Source organism: Pseudoalteromonas sp. SWXJZ94C (assembly GCF_015864385.1).
Taxonomy (GTDB): domain Bacteria; phylum Pseudomonadota; class Gammaproteobacteria; order Enterobacterales; family Alteromonadaceae; genus Pseudoalteromonas.
The window spans coordinates 36,831-59,232 of the sequence record NZ_JADYXF010000034.1; the positions used below are offsets into that span (position 1 = coordinate 36,831).

Below are 22,402 nucleotides of genomic sequence, written 5' to 3' on the forward strand. Positions count from 1 at the left end.
TAGCTTATGATTTTTCTGGTTTGAAAAAACGTAATCTATTTGCGTTACTTACTACCGTTAATGATGAAAGTGCCATAGCTGCACCTGCAATAACGGGATTGAGCAATATTCCAAAAAATGGATACAATAAACCAGCAGCAATAGGTATACCCGCTACGTTATAAACAAATGCACCAAATAGGTTTTGTTTAATGTTAGAAATAGTCGCGCTACTCACGGCTATTGCATCAGCTAGCCCATGCAGCGATCCACGCATCAGGGTTATATCAGCACTTTCGATTGCCACATCGGTGCCTGTGCCTATTGCAAAGCCAACATCAGCTTGAGCAAGTGCAGGCGCATCGTTGATACCATCGCCCGTCATTCCCACTATTTCACCGTTCGCTTGGCGCTTTGTGACTTCATCTACTTTATCGTTTGGCATAACTTCAGCTATAAAGTCATCAATTCCAACTTGCTTAGCAACCGCTTGTGCCGTGGCTTTGTTGTCGCCTGTAAGCATAACCAAGTGAATACCTTTACTTTGCAAACGTTTAATTGCTGCAGCTGAGTCTTCTTTAATCGGATCGGCTACGGCTATAATCGCTTGTAGCTGATTGTTGCTAGCAAAATACATAGGTGTTTTAGCATCTGCGGCAAGTGTTTGTGCTTGCTCGGTTGCATCATCAACTGCCACGTTGTATTTATCCATTAAGGCTTTATTACCAAATAATAATACCTGCCCATCAACGCTCCCTGCTACACCTTTACCTGTAAGTGCATTAAAGTCGGTTACTTTACTTAAACTTAAGCCCTCGTTTTTAGCATAACGTGTAATCGCTTCAGCAAGTGGATGCTCAGAGCTATTTTCAAGGCTGCCAACAAGTTGCATTACGGTATTTTTATCACTGTTATTAAAGGTAATTACATCGGTCACCTCAGGTGTACCTTGAGTAATAGTGCCGGTTTTATCCAAAATCATAGTAGTGATTTTAGAGGTCGTTTGCAGTGACTCGCCATTTCGGATTAATATTCCAGATTCTGCAGCTTTACCAATACCGACCATAACCGACATTGGCGTAGCTAAACCAAGCGCACACGGGCAAGCAATAATAAGTACTGTGGTTACTGCAACTATTGCATACGCAATTGATGGATCAGGTCCAAAGTTTAACCATGCTAAACCCGCAAGCACAGCAATTATCATCACTGTTGGTACAAATATGCCCGATATAACGTCAGCTAAACGACCAATAGAAGGCTTTGAATTTTGCGCACGCTTTACCATATTGATAATATTAGCGAGTGTTGTTTCACTGCCAATATGGGTGGCTTTAAATAGTAAAGTACCACTTTTATTAATACTTCCTGCGACTACCTTATCGCCTGTATTTTTACTTACGGCCATGGGTTCACCGGTTAACATTGACTCATCAACCGTGCTACTACCTTCTATAACGTCGCCATCGACAGGGATTTTTTCACCAGGGCGCACTCTTACTTCATCATTTTTTATAACGTCACTAATATCAATGTCTTTCTCTTCGCCACATCTAATAACACGTGCTGTTTTTGGCTGTAAGCCAATTAAACGTTTAATCGCTTGCGAAGTCCGTCCTCGCGCTTTTACTTCAAAGGCGAGCCCTAAGCTAATTAAACCAATGATCATCGATGATGCTTCAAAATACACATGCCTTGCGACTTCAGGTAATAAATTAGGTGCGATAACGACAAACATTGAATATAACCACGCAGTACCTGTACCTAGTGCTATTAGCGTGTCCATATTTGCTGCATGATTTTTAAATGCCTGCCAAGCACCGTTATAAAACTGCTTACCCGACACAGCCATTACAGCTAAGGTAATAATACCAACGATAAACCACGCAATTCTTTGTGGATTTGTGGCTACGCTCATATCAAAAATAAGCCCGTATATCATTAAAGGTATGCCTACACCTAATGCGAGCATCATATTACGCATCAGCTTTTTATAGTGTGCCTCGTCTGATTTAGCTTTTTCATCAAGCGCATCTTGATCGGAGTCGTTGCTCATTGGCTTAGCGGCATAACCAATATTTTCGACAGCTTTGATAAGCGTGCTTTCCTCTGCACTTCCCTCTACACGTACGGTACGTTCTGCAAAGTTCATTTCTACCAGCTTTGCACCTTGTACACTTTGCAACGCTTTTTCAATTTTACCTACGCAGCTGCCACAATTAGCGCCTTCAATCATAAAGTTTTGCGCGGTGTTTTTTGTATTAGTAGTCATTACGCTTCCCCTTCGTTCATTTGATTGTCAATTGGGTCAACAAACGATTCTATTAAGCTGCATACGTCGCTTGCATTTGCACCGTCTGCCGAAGAGTCCCACTGAGCAAGAGCAGCTTGCATACGTGTACGCAATTTTAGCGTTTCTTGAAAGAGTGCTTCTGTTTCTTCTAAACGTTTGGTTATAAGTTTACGTGTTAATGGGCATGGGCAATTGCCTTGCTGCGACTCATCAATAATCTGTTGAATATCTTTAACCGAAAAACCAAGCTGACGTGAGCTAATAATAAACTTTAAACGTTGCTGATCACTGGCTGTATATTCTTGATAGCCATTTTCTTCACTGCGTATTGGATTAAGTAATCCCACACGCGTGTAATGGCGAACGGTATCGGGGGTAACACCCATTAATTTTGCTAGTTGCTTAACATACATAATGTAGCTCCATGGTTGTTCAATACCTGAATGATAAACCTAGGTGCGACACATAGGTCAACAGCTATTTTTTAAATTAGTAGAATAATGGCACAAACATAATTAAGTTGAACTGATTTTGACTACTTACTTTATATTGTTATTAATTATGGTTATTTGATAAGATACTATGTGTAAAGGATGTAGCTGAAAAACTAAGGATAGAACACATGCTAAGTCAATTAATAAACCAAACCTCTATTAACCAACACCCAATTTATTTAATCACCACAAAATCAATATCCGAATACATACAGATTAAAATTAAAAAAGAAACGAGTAAACTTTTAGATGGCCTTAAAAGCCCATGGTAAAACTTATTAAAGATGAACTTGGCGATCTAAATATTGCTAGCTATTTTATCGCGCTAGTTTCATTAACTTTGTTCACCGCCGCAATAACATGGTACCTGTTCTCATATGACCTAGATGACATCCTTCAAATACTATCTTACCCATATAGCGACTACCCTGTCATCGTTTATACAAGTGGCAATTTCGTTACAATACCTCTCTGGCTAATAATGTGCATAATTGTACTTATTGGCGTATTTCGTGGAGTTTATGAACTATTTAAAAAACCTTGGCTAAAGAAAGTAATTAACTACCTTCTGATAGGTCTCTGTGTTCTATTTGTTTTGACTATTTTATCTTTCTTTATTTATTCTATCGTGTGGAAGTCTGCTGCTCGCGAACATGGTTATATTGAATGCCCTAGCTCTAATACTACACTTGTAAAATTTAGTAAAAGCAGTACAGCTTGGACTAAAGAAGAATCCTTATGCCATGATTATCAGGTTGGTGAAGCTCTTTCGTCAGGCAATCATGAAGATATTATAGAAACAGCTGAATACTTGAAGAACAGGTAATAAATTACACCTAAATTACTTAATTTATATTGTAGGAGGGAGAAATAAAGCTCTCTGCTACTTTATAAATCCTATTATCACCTAGTAACCAAAAAATAATATTTAATCTGACAAGGTAAATCTGCCACTAATTACACACACGACTCTTAATTATAGGTATTTTATCGGGTATTATAGATAAAGGATGTAGCTGAAAAACTAAGGATAGAACACATGCTAATTCAATTAATAAACCAGACCTCTGTTAACCAACACCCAATTTATTTAATCACCACAAAATCACTAGCTAAGCACATAGAAATTAAAATAAAAAAAGAAACTAGTAAACTTTTAGATGGGCTTAAAAGCCCATGGTAAAGCTTATTAAAGACGAACTTGATGATCTAAATGTTGCTGGCTATTTTATCGGGCTAGTTATATTAACTTTGTTCACAGCCGCAATAACATGGTATCTACTTTCACATGCGCTAGATAACTTTTTTCAAATGCTATCGTACCCATATAGCGGCTACCCTGTCATCGTTTATTCAAATGACAGTTTAGCTACGCCAAGCCTTTGGTTGATACTGTTCACGGCGTTACTTACTGGCGTATTTCGTGGGGTTTATGAATTATTTAAAAAACCTTGGCTAAAGAAAGTGTTTGTTCACCTCCAGACAATTTTTTGCGTTACGTTGATTCTGGTTATTTTGGCTTTTTTTGTGCACTCTATTATTTGGAAGTCTGCTGCTCGCGAACATGGTTATATTGAATGCCCCATGTTTGATACCACACTTGTGAAGTATGCTAAAAACGTAACTGCTTGGACTAAAGAAGAATCCTTATGCCATGATTATCAGGTTGGCGAAGCTCTTTCATCAGGCAATCATGAAGATATTATAGAAACAGCCGAATACTTGAAGAACAGGTAATAAATTACACCTAAATCACTTAGCTTATATTGTAGAAGAGAGGGAGGCATCAAGCCTCCCTCTTATGTTAAGTCAAAGCACTTAATCGTTTTTTATATTATCAAGACCTTTGGTGCCCTCTTTAGCTTTAAGCTTATGGTGTATTGCCGACTTAATTAACATATAACCACTAATAGGCGCTGTAATTAATAAAAATATTGTAATCAATATTTCTTTAACACTAAGCCCATTCTCTGCATTGGTAAAAAAAACCATTGAAGCAATTAAAACGCTCGCCATACCCAGTGTTGTTGCCTTTGTAGGTCCATGCAAACGCATAAAAAAATCAGGTAATTTAATAAGCCCAATCGAGCCTATTAATATAAACGCGCCACCAAACAACAATAATATTGATACAATCCATTCGCTAATCATTATTCCACCTTATTCGATTATATCGCCACGAAGTAAATATTTGCACACCGCTACCGTACTTATAAAACCAAGCATAGCGATAAGTAATGCTGCTTCAAAGTAAAGCCCTGTTCCCATACTAATACTGTATAAAATAATAAGTGCTATTACATTTATATACATAGTATCGAGCGCTAAAATTCGATCAGGTACTGATGGACCGATAATTAATCGCCATAAATTAAGTAACAGTGATAACCCAATCATTGAAAAAACAATAAGTAATACAGTGTCTAACATTGAAATATCTCCTTGAGAGGAGCTTCGTAGCGTTGTTTAATTTGCTTAATTAGCGCCTCTTCGTCTTTTAAGTCCAACACATGAATAAGTAAATAACGCTGTATTGGCTCATCGCCCTTATTTATTGATTCAGGAATAGGATAAACCTCTGCGCTTACTGTGCCTGGTGTTAACGATACACTGCTTGCCAATATAGTGATTGGCATATTATGCGTTAAATCAATTGGTATTTTTACAAACGCTGGACGTAGTTTTTTTGTTGGACCAAGTATTAGTAAAGCAACCTGTAAATTGGCAACAACAATATCGCAAAGCACAATAAGTAACTGTTTAAATGCTAACCCAGGCTTTAAAATAAGCGGCTGAGGATCGCGTAGTGAAAAGCTTAGTAAAGGTATAAATATGGCAAAAAACACTGCCAATACTAAATGCCCTGCCGAAACACTATTATTGAGTAATAACCAAACAATAAACAAAAACAAACTACGAAATGGCGTTGGTAACCATCGAAAACGGGCTTGTAATCTCATTACGAACCTCCTTTTAGTACAGCGTTAATACCACCGCCTATATCGTGGAGTTGCGTTGCAGCTCCAATCATGTACTCGCTTATCGGTCCACCAAAAATAACCAGCAATGGCGAACAAGCAAGCAAACAAACTATTACGGTTACTTGTAATGGGTGTGCATTTACACCATCAGAACTTTCATTTTTTCTATCTTTACGTTCCCAAAACAAGCCGGTACCTGCACGAGATAATGCTATTAGTAGTACAAAACTTGTAATTAAATAGACAGGCCAAAATAATAAAGCTTGTTCACTATTTAAAGTGGTTTTAAGAATCCAAATTTTTCCTACAAAACCCGAAAATGGTGGCATTCCAACAACCGTTAAAGCTGCGATAATAAAACACCCACCTAACAAGAAAGGCTGATTAACCATGCGTCCGCCAACCAGCCTATCGGCTGCTTTACCACGTTGGGTTGCTATTAAATCGGCTAGTAAAAACAATGCAGCACTAACAAGTGTTGAATGTACCAAATAATATAACAGCGCAGCAGTCGCATTTACGTTTTGTAATGCAATCAGTGCGACTAAAGTACCTACCGAAACAACAACTAAATTAGCAGTTAATTTACGTAAATCTTGCGCTGCAACTACGCCTATAGCACCTACAACTATGGTGGCAATAGCTAACCCCCATAACCAAGGTTGTGCCATATGCTCAAGTTCGCCAGCTTGTTCTCCAAATATCACTGTATATACACGTAACATGGCATATACACCAACTTTGGTCATAATTGCGAATAACGCTGCAACCACAGGTTTGGCACTCGCATAAGTATTTGGCAACCATAAATGAAGTGGTAGTAACGCCCCTTTTAACGCAAATACAACAAGTAGTAATAAACCACCCGCTTTTGCTAAATAAACATCATCGCCAGTAAGAAGTGGCATTTTGCGTGCCATATCAGCAATATTAAGCGTGCCTAATACGCCATACAAAATACCTAAGCCAATTAAAAATACGCTTGAACCTACTAGGTTTAATATTACGTATTGCAGCGCTGCACGCGTGTTTTGTTTATCGCCTGCGTGCATAAGTAATGCATATGAGGCAATAAGTAGCACTTCAAAAAATACAAATACGTTAAATAAATCGCCAGTTAAAAAAGCGCCGTTAACGCCCAATACTAAAAAGTGAACTAACGGGTGAAAAAAGCTGCCTTTTTCATCATCCCCTGCACAACTATATAAAATAACACCTAACCCTAAAAAAGAAGTTAGCGTTACTAATAATGTTGAGAGCATATCGGCAACAAGTACTATACCAAACGGCGCAGACCAGTTGCCAATGGCGTACACGTTAATACCTGTGTTATACACATGTATTAATAAAAACACGCTTACTGCAAACGTAATTATGCCCATAATACTTGAGGCAATACGTCGTATTGGTACGCTTTTACCACACGGTGGCAGCAGTAAAATAACCGCAGCAAACATGGGTAATAAAATAGGTAAGGATGCTAAATGTTGAATCATTTTTGCTCCTTATTTTCAGCTGACATTTTTACCAAATGACCATCAACATGGTCGCTACCTAAGTCGGCACGACCACGGATTGCTAAAATAACGACAAATGCTGTCATTGCAAAACCAATCACGATTGCAGTTAACACTAATGCTTGAGGTAAAGGGTCAGCGTAGTCGGCACCAGTACCAAGTACTACTGCTTTGTTAATGGTAAGACGACCAGCAGAAAACAAAAATAAATTAACTGCGTATGAAATCATAGTAAGCCCTAGCACTACAGGGAATGTACGCGCTCTTAGCAGTAAAAAAATACCGCAACTCACTAATACTCCAACGCAACATGCGTACAATAATTCCATTAAATATTTACCTCTTTTTTCTGGGTATCTGCTGTCATGTTACCTAAGCTTGCTAAAATCATTAGTGTTGCACCTACAACCGTTAAGTACACACCTAGGTCAAATACAATAGCACTGGCAAGCTCTGTTTTACCGATAAATGGTATATCGAAATAATCAAACCACGTTGTTAAAAATGGCTTATCGAAGAACCAACTACCCACGCCTGTAAACATTGCAATAGCGATACCTGAGGCAATTATTTTACGGTAATTAACATCAAAACGTTCGCTTATCCATGCTGAACCGTGCGCCATATATTGCAAAATAAAGGCAATAGATGTAACTAAGCCAGCAATAAACCCACCGCCTGGTAAGTTATGACCTCGTAAGAAAATATACGCCGATACTAACAAAGCAAGTGGTAATAAACTGTGTGAAATACTCGCTAACAAAATAGGATGACGCTCTCGTGCCCATGGGCGTCCTTCACCATCACTCGCTGGCATAAACAGAGGAATTCTAGAAAGCATTTTAAATATGCCTAATGCAGCAATACCTAAAACAGTAATCTCACCAAGCGTATCAAATCCTCTAAAATCAACCAAAATAACATTAACAACGTTAGTACCACCACCACCTGTTTTTGCGTTGGCAATAAAAAAGTCAGAAATCGATTCAAGTGGGCGTGTAAGCAGTGCATAACAAATACTAGCTATAACTACACCTAAAGTAGAAGCTATACCGATATCGCGTAAAATACGCAGCGAACTTGATTCTTTTGGCGTATGTTGAGGCAAAAAGAATAACGCCAGCATAAGCAGTATAACGGTAGCCACTTCAACGGTAAGTTGAGTAAGTGCTAAGTCGGGCGCCGAAAAACGCGTAAATGCGACTGACACCATAAGACCCACAATAGAGAGCATTAACAATGCAACCACTCGCGACCTGTGCCAAATAACAGTTGCTAATGCACCTATCATTAATAAACCGGCACCAATAGCATTGTGTACGTCAATTGGGGTTCTTGGCATACTGCCAGCTAATTGTTGCATTTCAAATAATGGCCAACCAGCACACAGCAATACTACACCTAGCATAACGACAAGGTAGCGCTGTAAAGAACCATTTTCAGTATGACTAATTTTTGATTGACACCAAGTTATAACGCTGAGGATAACGCGTTCAAATGTTTTTTTAGCATTAAATGGCGGTAATGAAGCTTGGAACTGGAACAAATACTTACGATTTACATATATAAACAAACCGCCAACCACAGCCATTGCACTCATCAGAAGTGGTAAGTTAAATCCATGCCAAATAGCAACTTGATAATCAGGCATTGCTTTACCTAAAACAGCAGTGGATGCTGCAGATAGAATATCGCCAACTACAAAATGTGGAAACATACCAACTAATAAGCAAAGAACAACAAGTATCTCTATTGGTACTCGCATATAACGTGGTGGTTCATGCGGTGTACGTGGTAAATCAATTGGGTCGCCATTAAAAAATACATCGTGGATAAAGCGAGCAGAATACGCCACCGAAAATGCACCTGCTATTGTAGCCAGTACTGGAATCAACCAAGACATAGAACCAAGAACTTGTTGGTGCAATGTTTCTGCAAAAAACATCTCTTTTGATAAAAAGCCATTAAGCAATGGGACACCTGCCATTGATGCAGCAGCAACCATAGCAAGCGTTGCGGTATAGGGTAAAAATCGCCACATACCATTGAGTTTACGCATATCACGCGTGCCTGTTTCGTGATCTATTATGCCTGTAGCCATAAATAACGACGCTTTAAACGTTGCGTGATTTATAATATGCAAAATAGCTGCAACGGTAGCAAGCTCAGTATCTAGACCAAGTAATAAGGTAATTAAACCTAAATGACTTATTGTAGAGTAGGCCAATAGCCCTTTTAAATCGTGTTTAAATAACGCAATGTAAGCGCCAAATAATAAAGTTGTTAAGCCTGTTAACCCTACAATTGCAAACCAAATATCGGTACCCGCTAAAGCAGGATAAAAACGAGCCAATAAAAATATACCTGCTTTTACCATAGTAGCAGAGTGTAAATAAGCGCTTACAGGTGTAGGCGCAGCCATTGCGTGTGGCAGCCAAAAGTGAAACGGAAATTGTGCCGATTTGGTAAATGCACCAAGTAACACTAATACAAGCGCAAGTTCGTATAAGTCATGCGACTGAATAATCGCCTTACTTGCTAAAATAACATCAAGGTCGTAACTACCAACAATATCACCAAGTATCATTAACCCTGCAAGTAATGCCAATCCGCCAGCACCCGTTACAGCAAGTGCCATACGCGCACCTTTGCGTGCTTCAGATTTATGCCACCAAAAACTAATGAGTAAAAATGAGCTTATGCTAGTTAATTCCCAAAATAACCAAAGTTGAATAACGTTGTTAGACATGACAATGCCAAGCATTGCGGTCATAAACAGCATTAAATAACTGTATAACTTAGCCATCGAATCGTTAGAACTTAAGTAATACCGGGTATACAAAATAACTAGTAAGCCTATGCCTAAAATCATAAACATAAACAATAAGCTAAGACCATCTAACCGCAGTGATAAATCAAGTCCTAAAGATGGGATCCACGACATTGAGTAACGAATTGTTTCACCCGCTAAAGCTGCAGGCGCATGGTATAGCGTAATGCCTAAAGCAATTAATGGCGCAAGAGCCGTTAAGCTAGCAGATTGATTGCGTGAAAGTTTGCCAGTGCATGCTGAAATAACACTGCCAATTAAGGATAACAAAGGTATCCAGAGCAAAGTCATAATGAAGGGCCTTTTAGAGTCATAAGTTTATCAGTGCATCACTTGGTTTACATTAAGTGATGCTTTTACTGCCTGTTTTTTAACGACATTAATACATATAGTTATACTGATAAACATGCTTTTTGTCTATAAAAAGCGGTAGTACCTGAATGAATATTGAACGAAGAAAGTAAAATTACGAAAAAAGTATTCTAGGGTTAAAAACGGTGAGGGGTAGCCTTTATATGTGCTTGCCAAAGCGCCCTATATTGCCCTGAAAGCCCTATCTGTTGATATTCCATAATGGACCAAGTTTTAGATGGTTTATAAGCTGTCCCACCTTGCTGGCAGCTCTCACTTTTATACCACCCTTTAGGTGCAGGTTCCCCGTGCGAAATAAATAAGTTAGGTGCAACAAACCCTTTTTTACTACATAACCAAGCTTGTTTTGTATTTGGCAGCGCATATTCATCCTCAAAACCACTAAAATGCATAAGTTCATGTAAAAATACGTTGTAGTTAACATGTGAATTCAGCTGCATTATGTTGTTTTGTACATTCGCACTGCCATACCTTGGCATCATTATTATAAAATCAAATTTTCCAGAAAGTTGTTTTTTTAATGATGATGACTGCCAATTGCACTGCGCCATTTTATTTACTGTATTTGTGCAATCAATAGCGCCTGCAACATAAACAGGCTTAGTGAAACAAAATACATTGTTATCAGGTTCTGGTTTTTCGTTGTATTTTTTTATCAGCTCAGAGAGTTTATAAAGTCCGCTACGATGATCGCTCATCGTTACCACATTAAACAAACATTGATTATTTACAGGCAACTCTGAACCTAATGCTAAAAAACCAAGGTTGTGTATGAACGATTCTGGAATATTGGTGTAAGGCGCACTTAATTTTAAATTAAGGTGATTCAAAGTATCGCCTTTAGGCAGTAAACCATTTTTAGCTAATAATTTAAGATCATCCCACCGAGATTGGGTAAATAACTGACGTGCTAAATTTTGCCGCTGTGATTCACTTAAGCTATAAATACTTGCTTGCCAAAATAGTTTAGCTGTATCGCTACGTTTATTTTTTAATAACCTAAGAGAATACACATATTGCGCCAAAGGAATTTTGTTACGTGCTAACAAAGCGAGCTTAAAATCAGGGAGTAATTGTAAATGCTGAGAAAAATAACGAGGAAACTGCCAATAACTTTGCACAGCATTGGCTTTTGCGTTTAAAACGTGCCAAAAGCCAAGTACATTATGGTGATTACTGGAGCCAGAAATTAACAAGCTACACAGTAATACACCAACTATCTTTAAAATATTAACCCGCGTTTTCGCCAGTCATTAGCTCAAGCTCTAAACGCGCATACTTATATTCAATAAACTCATGGACGTTAGTAGCAAGCGCTAATCTAAAATAATCAGAGGCTAAATACTCATTACCTGCGGCTTGGTGTAACTTAGCTAAATAAAAATAAGCTTCGCATAAGCGCTGCGCATATTCTTGTTCTGACTTAACACCCTCACTGATGCCTGATAAAAATGTGTGTTCACTCATATCACCCGTAAAAAGCGAAATTAGCTGATACGCCCATTGTGATTCATCAAGCGCTGTTGCATTTGTTTTTAGCTCAGTAAGCGCTTGCTCTTTATTTTCTTGAGCCTCTGCCAAATAAAGCCATAGTACACGGTAAGGATCATTTGGAGAGCGCGCTAAAAACTCAACGAAATCGCTTTTAGCAATATCGGCTCTGTCGCCATAATAAAGTGCAATGCCACGATTTAAATAAGCGTATTCGTGTTGTTCATCTAGTTCTAATGCCGAATCAAAAAACTCATAAGCTTTTTCGTATTGCTGCATTAGCGTATGTTGAATACCCAAGAAGTTATACACTTCTGATAAATCAGGTTTTAACTTTATTGCACGATTAAAGTCAATGCGCGAAAGTGTAGTCATACCTAAGCTATCAAATAGTACACCACGATCGTAGTACAGCTTTGCTTGTTGTTCGGGACTAAGATCGGCTCTGTTAAGTAGCTCTGAATAACGTGCTATAGCAATTTCACTTCTAAAGTCAGAAGCTAATGGAGCAGTAAAAGGCACATTAATAATAGGTGTAGGTTCTGACTGTGCAGTTGATTGGCAAGCGCTTAAAGACAAAATAGCGAAAGATGCCAAAGCTAAGTGTTTGAGTCTCATTAAAATCCTTAGTACCAAGATATGTAACAATATGACAGGAAATGCCTGAATAGGTTCATAACAACCGACGAACTATTATTGCCACACTAAAATTGCTCAATAACAACATCAAATTTAAATGCATTGGTATTCCATTTAAAGTTTTGATCACTATATATGAGTAATTTAGCTTCCTTGAATAATCTTTGTTTAAATTTAATTAGCCTCATTAAAGCATAAAAAAAGGGGCTAAACAGCCCCCTTTTATATTATCCAGTAAATATATCTGGATGAAGTATTAGCAATTACGCGTCAGTTGGCGCGTCAGCTGCAGGTGCTGCTGATTCCATTGCTTCTTTAATACTTAGACGTACACGGCCTTGGCGGTCTACTTCTAGTACTTTAACTTTAACTTCTTGACCTTCAGAAAGGTGATCTGCAACGTTATTAACGCGCTCAGTACTAATTTGAGAAATATGTACTAGACCATCTTTACCAGGAAGAATGTTTACAAACGCACCGAAGTCTACGATACGTACAACTTTACCTTCGTAGATAGTACCTACTTCAAGTTCAGCTGTTAATTGCTCAATACGGCTAATTGCATTAGCTGCACTTTCGCCATCTGTAGCTGCAATTTTAATTGTACCATCATCACCGATTTCAATCGTTGTACCAGTTTCTTCAGTAAGTTGACGAATAGTTGCGCCACCTTTACCGATAACTTCAGCGATTTTCTTCTGTGGGATCTTCATAGTATAAATACGAGGAGCAAATTGAGATAGCTCTTCTGAAGGTGTAGAGATTGCTTCGTCCATTACCGCTAGGATATGTAAACGTGCTGCTTTTGCTTGTTTAAGAGCAATTTGCATGATCTCTTGAGTAATACCTTCAATTTTAATGTCCATTTGAAGCGCAGTGATACCGGCAGCAGTACCCGCAACTTTAAAGTCCATGTCACCTAAGTGATCTTCATCACCTAAGATATCTGAAAGAACAACAAACTTTTCGTCTTCTTTAACTAGACCCATCGCGATACCCGCAACAGATGCTTTAATTGGTACACCAGCATTCATAAGTGCAAGTGAAGTACCACATACAGAAGCCATTGAAGATGAACCGTTTGATTCAGTGATTTCAGATACTACACGGATTGAATATGGGAATTCAGTCAATGTTGGCATTACAGCAGCGATACCACGCTTAGCAAGGTTACCATGGCCGATTTCACGACGCTTAGGAGAACCAACAAAACCAGTTTCACCTACACAGAATGGAGGGAAGTTATAGTTAAGCATAAAGTGGTTTTTGTGAGTACCAGTTAAATCGTCGATTAACTGTGAATCACGTTCTGTACCAAGTGTAGCTGTTACTAACGCTTGAGTTTCACCACGAGTAAAGATAGCAGAACCGTGAGTACGCGGTAATACGCCAGTCATTACGTCTAGTGCACGAATCATATCTGGTTCGCGACCATCGATACGTTTTTCGCCAGCAGCGATACGACCACGAACGATTTTCTTCTCAAGTGAACCGAAGATTTTACCAACTTCTTGCTTGTCTAAAGACTCGCCTTCAGCAAGTTCAGCTGTTAGTACTGCAACAACTTCGTCTTTCGCTTCGCCAAGTGCTTCTTTACGCGCTACTTTATCAGTGATTAAGTAAGCTGCGCCTACTTTATCAGCTGCAATTGCTGCTACTTTATCTTCAAGTGCAACGTTTTTAGCCGGTGCAGTCCAATCCCAAGTAGGTTTGCCTGCTTCTGCTTTAAATTCTTCGATTGCAGTGATGATCGCTTGAGATTGCTCATGACCATATACAACAGCGCCAAGCATTACGTCTTCTGCAAGTACGTTAGCTTCTGATTCAACCATAAGTACCGCTTTATCAGTACCGGCTACCACTAAATCAAGTTGGCTTTCTTCAAGCTCTTTTAATGTAGGGTTAAGTACGTATTCGCCGTTGATGTAACCAACGCGAGATGCACCAATTGGACCACTGAACGGGATACCAGAGATAGCAAGTGCTGCTGAAGTACCAATCATCGCAACCATATCAGGTTGGATTTCAGGGTTTACAGAAACAACAGTAGCAATAACTTGTACTTCGTTTACGAAACCGCTTGGGAAAAGTGGACGAATTGGACGGTCAATAAGACGTGCAATAAGTGTTTCGCCATCGTTAGGACGACCTTCACGCTTTAAGAAGCCACCTGGAATACGACCAGCAGCGTACATACGCTCTTGGTAGTTAACTGTTAGTGGGAAAAAGTCTTGACCTGGTTGAGCTTCACGCTTACCTACAACAGTTACTAAAACTGAAGTATCACCAATGCTTACAAGTACTGCGCCGTCAGCTTGACGAGCAATAGCACCTGTTTCTAGGGTTACTGTGTGTTGACCTAGTTGAAATTTTTTAATAATTGCTTGCACTTAAAATGTTCCTTAAATGTGTTCTTAAATAAGTTGCCATCAAAGAACCAATTACAGTACATAATTGTATTTATTTTAAAATCAATTAAGTACTACAATTGGCGATGACGTAAATAATCAAGCTAAACCTTTTTAGCTTGTGCCGTAGTATATACCAAAGCACCGTTAAAATGCGAGCCTAGCAATCAGATAAACACGACTCTAAATACGTATTTAAAATCATTTTATCTAGTTTGAATAATGGGGTTTTTATTTTTAAATTCAAGAAGTTTAAAAACGAATTGCAGGTTTTAGCAGGAATTTTAGGCACAAAAAAAGGAGCTAAAAAGCTCCTTTCTTTGTAATCAAGTTCTTAGCGACGTAGGCCAAGTTCTTGGATTAATGCTGTATAACGCGTGATGTTTTTACCTTTAAGGTAATCAAGCAGTTTACGGCGAGTACTTACTTTACGAAGCAGACCACGACGTGAGTGGAAGTCATGCTTGTGGTCAGCAAAGTGACCTTGAAGCTTGTTGATATCAAAAGTAAGTAAAGCTACTTGTACTTCAGGTGAACCAGTGTCGCCTTCAGCACGTGCAAATTTAGCAATGATATCGATTTTTTCTTGATTACTTAGTGACATAATAACTCCAGAAATTAAATTTAAAAGGTGTCTTAGCCGATCACTAATTCAGCCAAAACGATTAAGCGGGCGTATTCTACCAACTGTGGGGATAACTACAAGTTAATTATCCCCAATATGTATTAATAAGCTGTCGTTAATAATACATATTACTTTTTATTGCGGTTTAACGTAATCATCTTGCTGACTAGCAAGACCACGTTTGACTTTTAAATGACCGCTTGAATTACGCTCACCAGTACCAATAAACACCCCTTCTGCAACCACTTTAATTGCCCCTTCAGGCAAAGTAACAGGAAGTTCTACCGCCTGCCCGTGGCTAAACACCGAACCCTGTTCAGTTGTTATTTCAACAACAGGCAGATCGGTTAAAGCAGTATCTATTGGCAATAATAGCGAATCTAAGTAGATAGAAGGAGCAACCTCTTCTTCTTTCGCTTTAGCAAGCAACGCTTCAATTTCGTCAAGCGTTACCATTTTATCTGCGGGATACTGACCAACAGCAGTTCTGTGAAGCATAATAACATGAGCACCACAGCCAAGGTTTTCACCTAAGTCATCAACGATAGTACGAATGTAAGTCCCTTTAGATACATGGGCCGTCATTTGTAATATGTTGCTTTCTTCATCAAATTCGTCAAATGATAAGCTAAATACATTTATCTTTCTGCATTTACGAGGTACTTCAATACCTTCGCGAGCATACTTATATAAAGGTCTGCCTTGGTACTTAAGCGCTGAATACATTGATGGATATTGATCAGACTCGCCAACAAATGCGGCAATTTCTTTTGTTAGCTGCTCACGCGTTACGTTCACATCTTTTGTGCTAACAATTTCACCATCAGAATCTGATGTTGTTGTACGCTCACCCAGTTGCGCTCGAACAATATAGGTTTTATCTGTATCGAGTAGAAACTGCGTAAACTTAGTTGCTTCACCAAAACAAATTGGCAGCATACCTGTAGCAAGTGGATCTAAAGCACCTGTATGTCCAGCTTTTTGCGCAAAATAAACACCTTTTGCTTGCTGTAGTGCTTTATTTGATGAAATGCCTTCAGGTTTGTTTAACAACAAAATACCGTCAACCGCACGGCCTTTACTGCGTTTTGCCATCTGTATTAGTGCCTTCTTCGCTATCTGTATCGTCTACGTGCTTAGTACTTTCTTCGCTGTCTGAAACTTCAACAGCATCAACACTCTCAGCCTCGTCATCTACATGCTCAACTTCGTCATCTACATGCTTAGCATTATCTTCACGAATAATCGAATCAACTAAGTTAGAAATACGCATACCTTCCATAAGTGAGTTATCAACAACAAACTTTAACTCAGGCATAATACGTGCGCGTATACGCTTACCAAGTAACGAGCGAATATAACCAGTCGCTTCGTTGAGTACTTTTGCGCTTTGCTTTGCTGCATCTTCATCTTGTGTATTAAACACAGTAATAAAGATTTTTGCATAAGATAAATCGCGCGACACTTCTACCGCTGACACTGTCACCATACCTAAGCGTGGATCTTTAATTTCGCGTTGTAAAATTACAGCAATTTCTTTTTGAATTTGCTGAGCAACACGATCAGTGCGAGAAAATTCTCTCATTATACTTGTCCTAAAATAATAACTTATTGAAATTAAATAATAAGTTAACTAAATAATGGATACACAAATGGGGGCTAAGCCCCCATTTAAAATCTTAGCGTAGAGCGTATCAAACTTCGAGGTGTTAACCCCAGCGGTTCAATATGCCCTAGTAACAATTATAGAGTACGTTGTACTTCAACTGTTTCAAATACTTCGATTTGGTCACCAACGCGAACGTCATTGTAGTTCTTAACGCCGATACCACATTCCATACCGTTACGAACATCAGCAACGTCGTCTTTAAAGCGACGAAGTGACTCAAGTTCACCTTCGTAGATAACAACGTTTTCACGAAGTACACGGATAGGCGCGCTACGTTTAATAACACCTTCAGTAACCATACAACCAGCGATAGCGCCAATTTTTGGAGATTTGAATACGTCACGAACTTGAGCAAGACCAATAATCTCTTGCTTAAATTCTGGTGCTAACATACCTGACATTGCTTGCTTAACTTCGTCAATCAAGCTGTAGATTACGCTGTAGTAGCGTAAGTCTAAGTTTTCAGTCTCGATAACTTTACGAGCTGATGCATCAGCACGAACGTTAAAGCCAACTACAATCGCGTTAGACGCTGCAGCAAGTGTTGCGTCAGTCTCGGTAATACCACCAACACCTGAACCAACAATCTTCACTTTTACTTCATCAGTAGAAAGCTTAGTTAGTGAATCAGAAATTGCTTCGATTGAACCTTGAACGTCTGCTTTAAGTACCACGTTAACTTCAGAGACATCGCCTTCAGTCATGTTAGTAAACATGTTTTCAAGCTTAGCTTTTTGTTGACGAGCTAACTTAACGTCACGGAATTTACCTTGACGGTATAAAGCAACTTCACGCGCTTTACGTTCATCTTTAACAACTGTCGCTTCATCGCCTGCAGCAGGAATACCAGAAAGACCTAAAATCTCTACTGGAATAGATGGACCAGCAGACTTAATGTCTTTACCGTTCTCATCTCTCATTGCACGAACACGACCGTACTCAAGACCACATAATACAATGTCACCTTGGTTAAGCGTACCAGATTGAACAAGAACAGAAGCTACTGGACCGCGACCTTTATCAAGACGAGATTCAATAACAACACCAGCAGCCATACCTACAGTAGGAGCTGAAAGCTCTAAAAGCTCTGATTGGTTTAATACAGCTTCAAGAAGGTCATCGATGCCTAAACCTGTTTTTGCAGAAATATGAACGTACTGCGTATCACCGCCCCATTCTTCTGGAATAACGTCTAGTACAGCAAGTTCGTTTTTAACGCGATCTGGATCTGCGCCTTCTTTATCCATTTTGTTTACAGCAATAATTAAAGGAACGCCAGCAGCACGAGCATGCTGTACCGCTTCTTTAGTTTGTGGCATTACACCATCATCTGCTGCAACCACAAGGATTACGATATCTGTCGCTTTAGCACCACGAGCACGCATTGAAGTAAATGCAGCATGTCCTGGTGTATCTAAGAACGTGATCATGTGACCGTTCACGTCTACGTGGTATGCACCAATGTGCTGTGTAATACCACCGGCTTCGCCTGAAGCAACTTTTGCTGAACGAATGTAATCAAGCGTAGATGTTTTACCATGGTCAACGTGACCCATAACAGTAACTACTGGAGCACGTGGCTCTGATTTGCCATCTTCATGGCGATCATTAAGTACTGTTTGCTCTAATTCGTTTTCTTTAACAATGATAACTTTGTGACCCATTTCTTCTGCAACTAATTGTGCAGCTTCTTGGTCAATCACTTGGTTAATGGTAACCATGTCACCCATTTTCATCATTGTTTTAACAACTTCAGCGCCTTTAACTGCCATGCGTGATGCAAGCTCAGCTACTGTAATTGTTTCGCTAATACGCACTTCATTTTTAACATCAACAGTTGGTTTTTGGAAACCATGTTGTAATGATGCTGGTGCTTTTAGCTTGGCTTTATTACGGCCTCTTGACGCTGCAAATTTATCTTTTGCTGGCGCTTTTTTCTTTTTCTTCACACGGCGTGTACCTTGCTCATCACGAGCATCGGCAACATCTTCTGCTTCACGTGCATAAGTAGAAGTCGTAAGATGGTGATCCGCTGTTTCTTCGCGTTTCTTACGTTCTTCTTCTTCTTTCTTCCAGCGTGCCGAGTTTTCTTCAGCTAGCTTTCTTGCTTCTTCTGCTTGACGTTTCGCTTCTTCTTCAGCTTTCTTCAATGCGGCCTCTTCTGCTTCTTTTTGCAGACGCTCAGCTTCTATGCGATCTTTCTCAGACTTAGCACTTTGCTCTGGGGTCATCTGCTTTTGTTTCGCTTTACGCTCTGCATCAGCTTTGCGTTTAGCTTCTTCTTTGGCTTTACGATCAGCGTCTTCTTTCGCTTTACGTTCTGCCTCTTGTTTCGCTTTTAATTCTGCGGCTTCTAGCTCAGCTTTTTGCTGCTCTTCAAGGCGCACTTTTTCTTCAGCGGCTAAGCGTGTTTGCTCTTGTTCTTGTTCCATTGCGCTTTTTTTCACGTATGTACGTGTTTTGCGAACTTCAACTTGAACAGCTTTAGCTTTACCCGTAGAACCAGTTACACTTAATGTGCTCTTACTCTTACGTTGTAAAGTCATACGCGCTGGGCCATCTGAACCAGTACCGCCATGATGCTTGCTTAAATGATCAAGTAACGTTGCTTTTTCTGCTTCAGTTACATTATCAGTAGCCTGCTTAGTGATACCTGCTTGTGAAAACTGCTGTAGCAATTTATCAACAGTTGTACCTATATCGCCGGCTAGTTTTTCAACATTTACTTCTGCCATAGTGTGTAATACCTCCGTTAATAAATTACTCGTCTGCAAACCAACAAATGTTACGTGCAGCCATAATTAGTTCACCCGCTTTTTCAGATGTAAGCTCTGTGATATCAACTAATTCGTCAATACCTTGCTCTGCCAAGTCTTCAAGTGTAACAACACCTTTGCTCGCCATAACAAATGCTAAGTGACGTTCTAAGCCTTCAAGCGCAAGTAAGTCTTCAGCTGGTTCTGCACCATCTAAGCTTTCTTCCGTTTTAAGGGCTTTAGTCGTTAATGCATCTTTTGCGCGTGAACGTAAAAGATCGACCATTTCTTCATCTAAGCCATCAATTTCTAAAAATTCAGATGCAGGTACATACGCCACTTCTTCAAGTGTCGAGAAACCTTCATTAATAAGTAATGATGCAAACTCATCATCAATTTCTAAACTTTCAGTGAATAAGTTAAGTAACTTATCAGATTCGGCTTCATTTTTAGTGCGCATATCTTCAACAGTCATTACGTTTAGTTCCCAGCCAGTTAATTGGCTTGCTAAACGAACATTTTGACCATTACGACCGATTGCTTGCGCTAGGTTATCAGCTTCTACTGCGATATCCATTGAGTGAGTGTCTTCATCCATTACGATTGAAGCTACTTCTGCTGGTGACATTGCATTGATAACAAACTGTGCTGGGTTATCGTCATAAAGTACGATATCAACACGCTCACCACCTAACTCAGACGATACAGCTTGAACACGAGCACCACGCATACCAACACATGCACCAATTGGATCAATGCGTTTGTCGTTAGATTTCACGGCGATTTTAGCTCGAGAGCCAGGATCGCGTGCCGCTGCACGTAATTCTATCATTTCTTCGCCAATTTCTGGCACCTCAATGCGGAATAATTCCATCAGCATTTCTGGTTTAGAACGCGTAACAAACAATTGTGCACCGCGTGCTTCAGGCTTAACTTCGTATAAAAGACCACGGATACGGTCACCCGGACGGAAGTTTTCACGTGGAAGCATATCATCACGGTAGATAACGGCTTCTGCGTTATTGCCTAAATCAAGAACAATAGAGTCACGCGTTGCTTTTTTAACAACACCTGTTACTAACTCGCCTACTTGATCTTTGTACGCATCAACAACTAAAGCACGCTCAGCTTCACGTACTTTTTGTACGATAACTTGCTTAGCCATTTGTGTTGTAATACGGTCAAATTTAATTGAGTCAATTTGCTCTTCAACGTAATCACCCATTTGCAAATCAGGTTCTTCAACCTGCGCTGCTTCTAAGGTAATTTCGCTGTAAGGGTTCTCTAAAGAACCATCTTCTAAGACTGCTGCAATCTGCCAACGACGGAACGTATCGTAATCACCCGTTTTACGGTCAATTGCTACACGCACTTCAATTTCGCCATCGTGTTTTTTCTTTGTCGCTGTCGCTAATGCGAACTCTAGAGCTTCAAAAATCTTTTCTTTTGGAACCGCTTTCTCATTGGAAACGGCTTCAGCAACCAATAATATCTCTTTTGCCATGGGTAATGCCTCGCTTGCCCTATTCCTTCGCGCTCGAATTTAAAACTTCGCGATTAAATTCGCACGTTCGATGTTACTAAGCATGATTAGATGCTCTGCACCATCGCTAGATAGTGTGATCATATCGCTGCTAACTGTTACTAAATCGCCTTTAAAATTACGACGACCATCTTGTGGAAGTTTAGTACGCACGCGTACTTCCTCTCCCTGCGCCTGCTCGTAGTGATCTTGTTTGAATAATAGACGATCAACACCAGGAGACGATACTTCCAAATCATATTCATTTGTAATCGGGTCTTCGACGTCTAAAATCGCACTAATTTGGCGACTTGCATCCGCACAGTTATCAACTGAGATCCCATCCTCATGAGCAATGTATACTCTTAAGGTAGAATGGCGACCCGCTTGCACAAATTCAAGACCATGTAATTCAAAGCCTAACATTTCTACCGCTGGCGACAACATGGTTACTAAATCTTGTTCAAGTTTTGTCACGAAAATCCTCCATACAAACAAAAAAAGGGCTTATAGCCCTAAAATACTGAGTTTAAATTTAATTTAATGACAATTGCCATCAAACCGTAAGGTGCAGATACAACAACGCCCCGAACCAAGCGGGGCGTCACACCAAAAAGCATAAAACTGTGTGGCCTAGGGCCGAGCTTGGTTGCGAGTCAGCAATCTGACCAAATTAAACTACACTAGCTTAAACGCAAAACGCGCATTACTTAGAATGCGCGATATAAATTAATAAGCTTACACTTATTAGAATTGGTTGCGGGAGCCGGATTTGAACCGACGACCTTCGGGTTATGAGCCCGACGAGCTACCAGACTGCTCCATC

The 22,402-nt window shown here is 39.6% G+C and carries 20 protein-coding genes; 3 read left to right on the top strand and 17 right to left on the bottom strand.

Features of this window, described 5'->3' with window-relative positions:
* Window positions 1–4: 4 nt before the first annotated feature.
* On the bottom strand, window positions 5–2,251 hold the full coding sequence (locus I6F65_RS14850) for a heavy metal translocating P-type ATPase (RefSeq protein ID WP_197113635.1): 2,247 nt from the start codon (window positions 2,249–2,251) through the stop codon (window positions 5–7).
* Complete coding sequence (locus tag I6F65_RS14855; protein WP_197113637.1) at window positions 2,251–2,685, bottom strand: MerR family transcriptional regulator; 435 nt, start codon at window positions 2,683–2,685, stop codon at window positions 2,251–2,253. Before I6F65_RS14855 ends, I6F65_RS14850 begins: the two co-directional genes overlap by 1 nt.
* Window positions 2,686–3,031: 346 nt before the next feature.
* Between I6F65_RS14855 and I6F65_RS14860 the strand changes: the two genes are divergently transcribed.
* From I6F65_RS14860 to I6F65_RS14870, 3 genes are all read left to right on the top strand, one after another.
* A complete protein-coding gene (locus I6F65_RS14860) occupies window positions 3,032–3,592 on the top strand; it encodes a hypothetical protein (RefSeq protein WP_197113639.1) in 561 nt (186 codons plus the stop codon).
* 213 nt (window positions 3,593–3,805) lie between these two features.
* Window positions 3,806–3,949: a hypothetical protein gene (locus I6F65_RS14865; protein WP_197113641.1), complete on the top strand. Its 144-nt coding sequence runs from the start codon at window positions 3,806–3,808 to the stop codon at window positions 3,947–3,949.
* Window positions 3,943–4,503: a hypothetical protein gene (locus I6F65_RS14870; protein WP_166111122.1), complete on the top strand. Its 561-nt coding sequence runs from the start codon at window positions 3,943–3,945 to the stop codon at window positions 4,501–4,503. The genes I6F65_RS14865 and I6F65_RS14870 overlap by 7 nt, the downstream gene beginning before the upstream one ends.
* Before the next feature lie 81 nt (window positions 4,504–4,584).
* Here I6F65_RS14870 and I6F65_RS14875 read toward each other — a convergent pair whose 3' ends face one another.
* From I6F65_RS14875 to rimP, 15 genes are all read right to left on the bottom strand, one after another.
* The gene (locus I6F65_RS14875) at window positions 4,585–4,917 is read right to left on the bottom strand and encodes a Na+/H+ antiporter subunit G (protein WP_166111119.1); all 333 of its coding nucleotides are present in this window, start codon (window positions 4,915–4,917) and stop codon (window positions 4,585–4,587) included.
* A gap of 9 nt (window positions 4,918–4,926) precedes the next feature.
* Window positions 4,927–5,196: a K+/H+ antiporter subunit F gene (locus I6F65_RS14880; RefSeq protein WP_013464545.1), complete on the bottom strand. Its 270-nt coding sequence runs from the start codon at window positions 5,194–5,196 to the stop codon at window positions 4,927–4,929.
* Window positions 5,190–5,726, bottom strand: coding sequence for a Na+/H+ antiporter subunit E (locus I6F65_RS14885; RefSeq protein ID WP_166111116.1), 537 nt, complete (start codon window positions 5,724–5,726; stop codon window positions 5,190–5,192). The genes I6F65_RS14880 and I6F65_RS14885 overlap by 7 nt, the downstream gene beginning before the upstream one ends.
* Complete coding sequence (locus I6F65_RS14890; protein WP_166111113.1) at window positions 5,726–7,243, bottom strand: monovalent cation/H+ antiporter subunit D; 1,518 nt, start codon at window positions 7,241–7,243, stop codon at window positions 5,726–5,728. The genes I6F65_RS14885 and I6F65_RS14890 overlap by 1 nt, the downstream gene beginning before the upstream one ends.
* Window positions 7,240–7,593, bottom strand: coding sequence for a Na+/H+ antiporter subunit C (locus I6F65_RS14895; RefSeq protein ID WP_024610124.1), 354 nt, complete (start codon window positions 7,591–7,593; stop codon window positions 7,240–7,242). The genes I6F65_RS14890 and I6F65_RS14895 overlap by 4 nt, the downstream gene beginning before the upstream one ends.
* On the bottom strand, window positions 7,593–10,385 hold the full coding sequence (locus tag I6F65_RS14900; RefSeq protein WP_166111110.1) for a monovalent cation/H+ antiporter subunit A: 2,793 nt from the start codon (window positions 10,383–10,385) through the stop codon (window positions 7,593–7,595). The genes I6F65_RS14895 and I6F65_RS14900 overlap by 1 nt, the downstream gene beginning before the upstream one ends.
* 197 nt (window positions 10,386–10,582) lie before the next feature.
* On the bottom strand, window positions 10,583–11,662 hold the full coding sequence (locus I6F65_RS14905) for a hypothetical protein (protein WP_231613205.1): 1,080 nt from the start codon (window positions 11,660–11,662) through the stop codon (window positions 10,583–10,585).
* 34 nt (window positions 11,663–11,696) lie between these two features.
* Window positions 11,697–12,575, bottom strand: a complete 879-nt coding sequence (gene nlpI / locus I6F65_RS14910) for a lipoprotein NlpI (RefSeq protein WP_024610127.1) — start codon at window positions 12,573–12,575, stop codon at window positions 11,697–11,699.
* A gap of 284 nt (window positions 12,576–12,859) precedes the next feature.
* On the bottom strand, window positions 12,860–14,986 hold the full coding sequence (pnp, locus tag I6F65_RS14915; protein WP_166111107.1) for a polyribonucleotide nucleotidyltransferase: 2,127 nt from the start codon (window positions 14,984–14,986) through the stop codon (window positions 12,860–12,862).
* A gap of 352 nt (window positions 14,987–15,338) precedes the next feature.
* A complete protein-coding gene (gene rpsO, locus I6F65_RS14920) occupies window positions 15,339–15,608 on the bottom strand; it encodes a 30S ribosomal protein S15 (protein ID WP_024610129.1) in 270 nt (89 codons plus the stop codon).
* Between the two features lie 156 nt (window positions 15,609–15,764).
* Window positions 15,765–16,724, bottom strand: a complete 960-nt coding sequence (truB, locus tag I6F65_RS14925) for a tRNA pseudouridine(55) synthase TruB (RefSeq protein ID WP_166111103.1) — start codon at window positions 16,722–16,724, stop codon at window positions 15,765–15,767.
* Window positions 16,708–17,214 (bottom strand): 30S ribosome-binding factor RbfA, encoded by a 507-nt coding sequence (gene rbfA / locus I6F65_RS14930; protein ID WP_197113644.1) that lies wholly within the window; start codon window positions 17,212–17,214, stop codon window positions 16,708–16,710. The genes truB and rbfA overlap by 17 nt, the downstream gene beginning before the upstream one ends.
* Window positions 17,215–17,372: 158 nt before the next feature.
* Window positions 17,373–20,033 carry a translation initiation factor IF-2 gene (gene infB, locus I6F65_RS14935; protein WP_166111100.1) on the bottom strand — a complete coding sequence of 887 codons (2,661 nt, stop codon included), beginning with the start codon at window positions 20,031–20,033 and terminating at the stop codon, window positions 17,373–17,375.
* Window positions 20,034–20,058: 25 nt separating this feature from the next.
* A complete protein-coding gene (gene nusA / locus I6F65_RS14940; RefSeq protein ID WP_024610133.1) occupies window positions 20,059–21,558 on the bottom strand; it encodes a transcription termination factor NusA in 1,500 nt (499 codons plus the stop codon).
* A gap of 39 nt (window positions 21,559–21,597) precedes the next feature.
* Window positions 21,598–22,053, bottom strand: coding sequence for a ribosome maturation factor RimP (gene rimP, locus I6F65_RS14945; protein ID WP_024610134.1), 456 nt, complete (start codon window positions 22,051–22,053; stop codon window positions 21,598–21,600).
* Window positions 22,054–22,402 lie beyond the last annotated feature (349 nt).

Bases quoted from the DNA above. Each gene is read 5' to 3' on its own strand.
- rbfA (WP_197113644.1), bottom strand. From the start codon at position 17,214: ATGAGAGAATTTTCTCGCACTGATCGTGTTGCTCAGCAAATTCAAAAA.
- I6F65_RS14900 (WP_166111110.1), bottom strand. From the start codon at position 10,385: ATGACTTTGCTCTGGATACCTTTGTTATCCTTAATTGGCAGTGTTATT.
- I6F65_RS14875 (WP_166111119.1), bottom strand. From the start codon at position 4,917: ATGATTAGCGAATGGATTGTATCAATATTATTGTTGTTTGGTGGCGCG.
- I6F65_RS14890 (WP_166111113.1), bottom strand. From the start codon at position 7,243: ATGATTCAACATTTAGCATCCTTACCTATTTTATTACCCATGTTTGCT.
- I6F65_RS14880 (WP_013464545.1), bottom strand. From the start codon at position 5,196: ATGTTAGACACTGTATTACTTATTGTTTTTTCAATGATTGGGTTATCA.
- I6F65_RS14850 (WP_197113635.1), bottom strand. From the start codon at position 2,251: ATGACTACTAATACAAAAAACACCGCGCAAAACTTTATGATTGAAGGC.
- I6F65_RS14860 (WP_197113639.1), top strand. From the start codon at position 3,032: ATGGTAAAACTTATTAAAGATGAACTTGGCGATCTAAATATTGCTAGC.
- I6F65_RS14885 (WP_166111116.1), bottom strand. From the start codon at position 5,726: ATGAGATTACAAGCCCGTTTTCGATGGTTACCAACGCCATTTCGTAGT.
- nlpI (WP_024610127.1), bottom strand. From the start codon at position 12,575: ATGAGACTCAAACACTTAGCTTTGGCATCTTTCGCTATTTTGTCTTTA.
- infB (WP_166111100.1), bottom strand. From the start codon at position 20,033: ATGGCAGAAGTAAATGTTGAAAAACTAGCCGGCGATATAGGTACAACT.
- rpsO (WP_024610129.1), bottom strand. From the start codon at position 15,608: ATGTCACTAAGTAATCAAGAAAAAATCGATATCATTGCTAAATTTGCA.
- nusA (WP_024610133.1), bottom strand. From the start codon at position 21,558: ATGGCAAAAGAGATATTATTGGTTGCTGAAGCCGTTTCCAATGAGAAA.
- truB (WP_166111103.1), bottom strand. From the start codon at position 16,724: ATGGCAAAACGCAGTAAAGGCCGTGCGGTTGACGGTATTTTGTTGTTA.
- I6F65_RS14855 (WP_197113637.1), bottom strand. From the start codon at position 2,685: ATGTATGTTAAGCAACTAGCAAAATTAATGGGTGTTACCCCCGATACC.
- I6F65_RS14895 (WP_024610124.1), bottom strand. From the start codon at position 7,593: ATGGAATTATTGTACGCATGTTGCGTTGGAGTATTAGTGAGTTGCGGT.
- I6F65_RS14870 (WP_166111122.1), top strand. From the start codon at position 3,943: ATGGTAAAGCTTATTAAAGACGAACTTGATGATCTAAATGTTGCTGGC.
- I6F65_RS14865 (WP_197113641.1), top strand. From the start codon at position 3,806: ATGCTAATTCAATTAATAAACCAGACCTCTGTTAACCAACACCCAATT.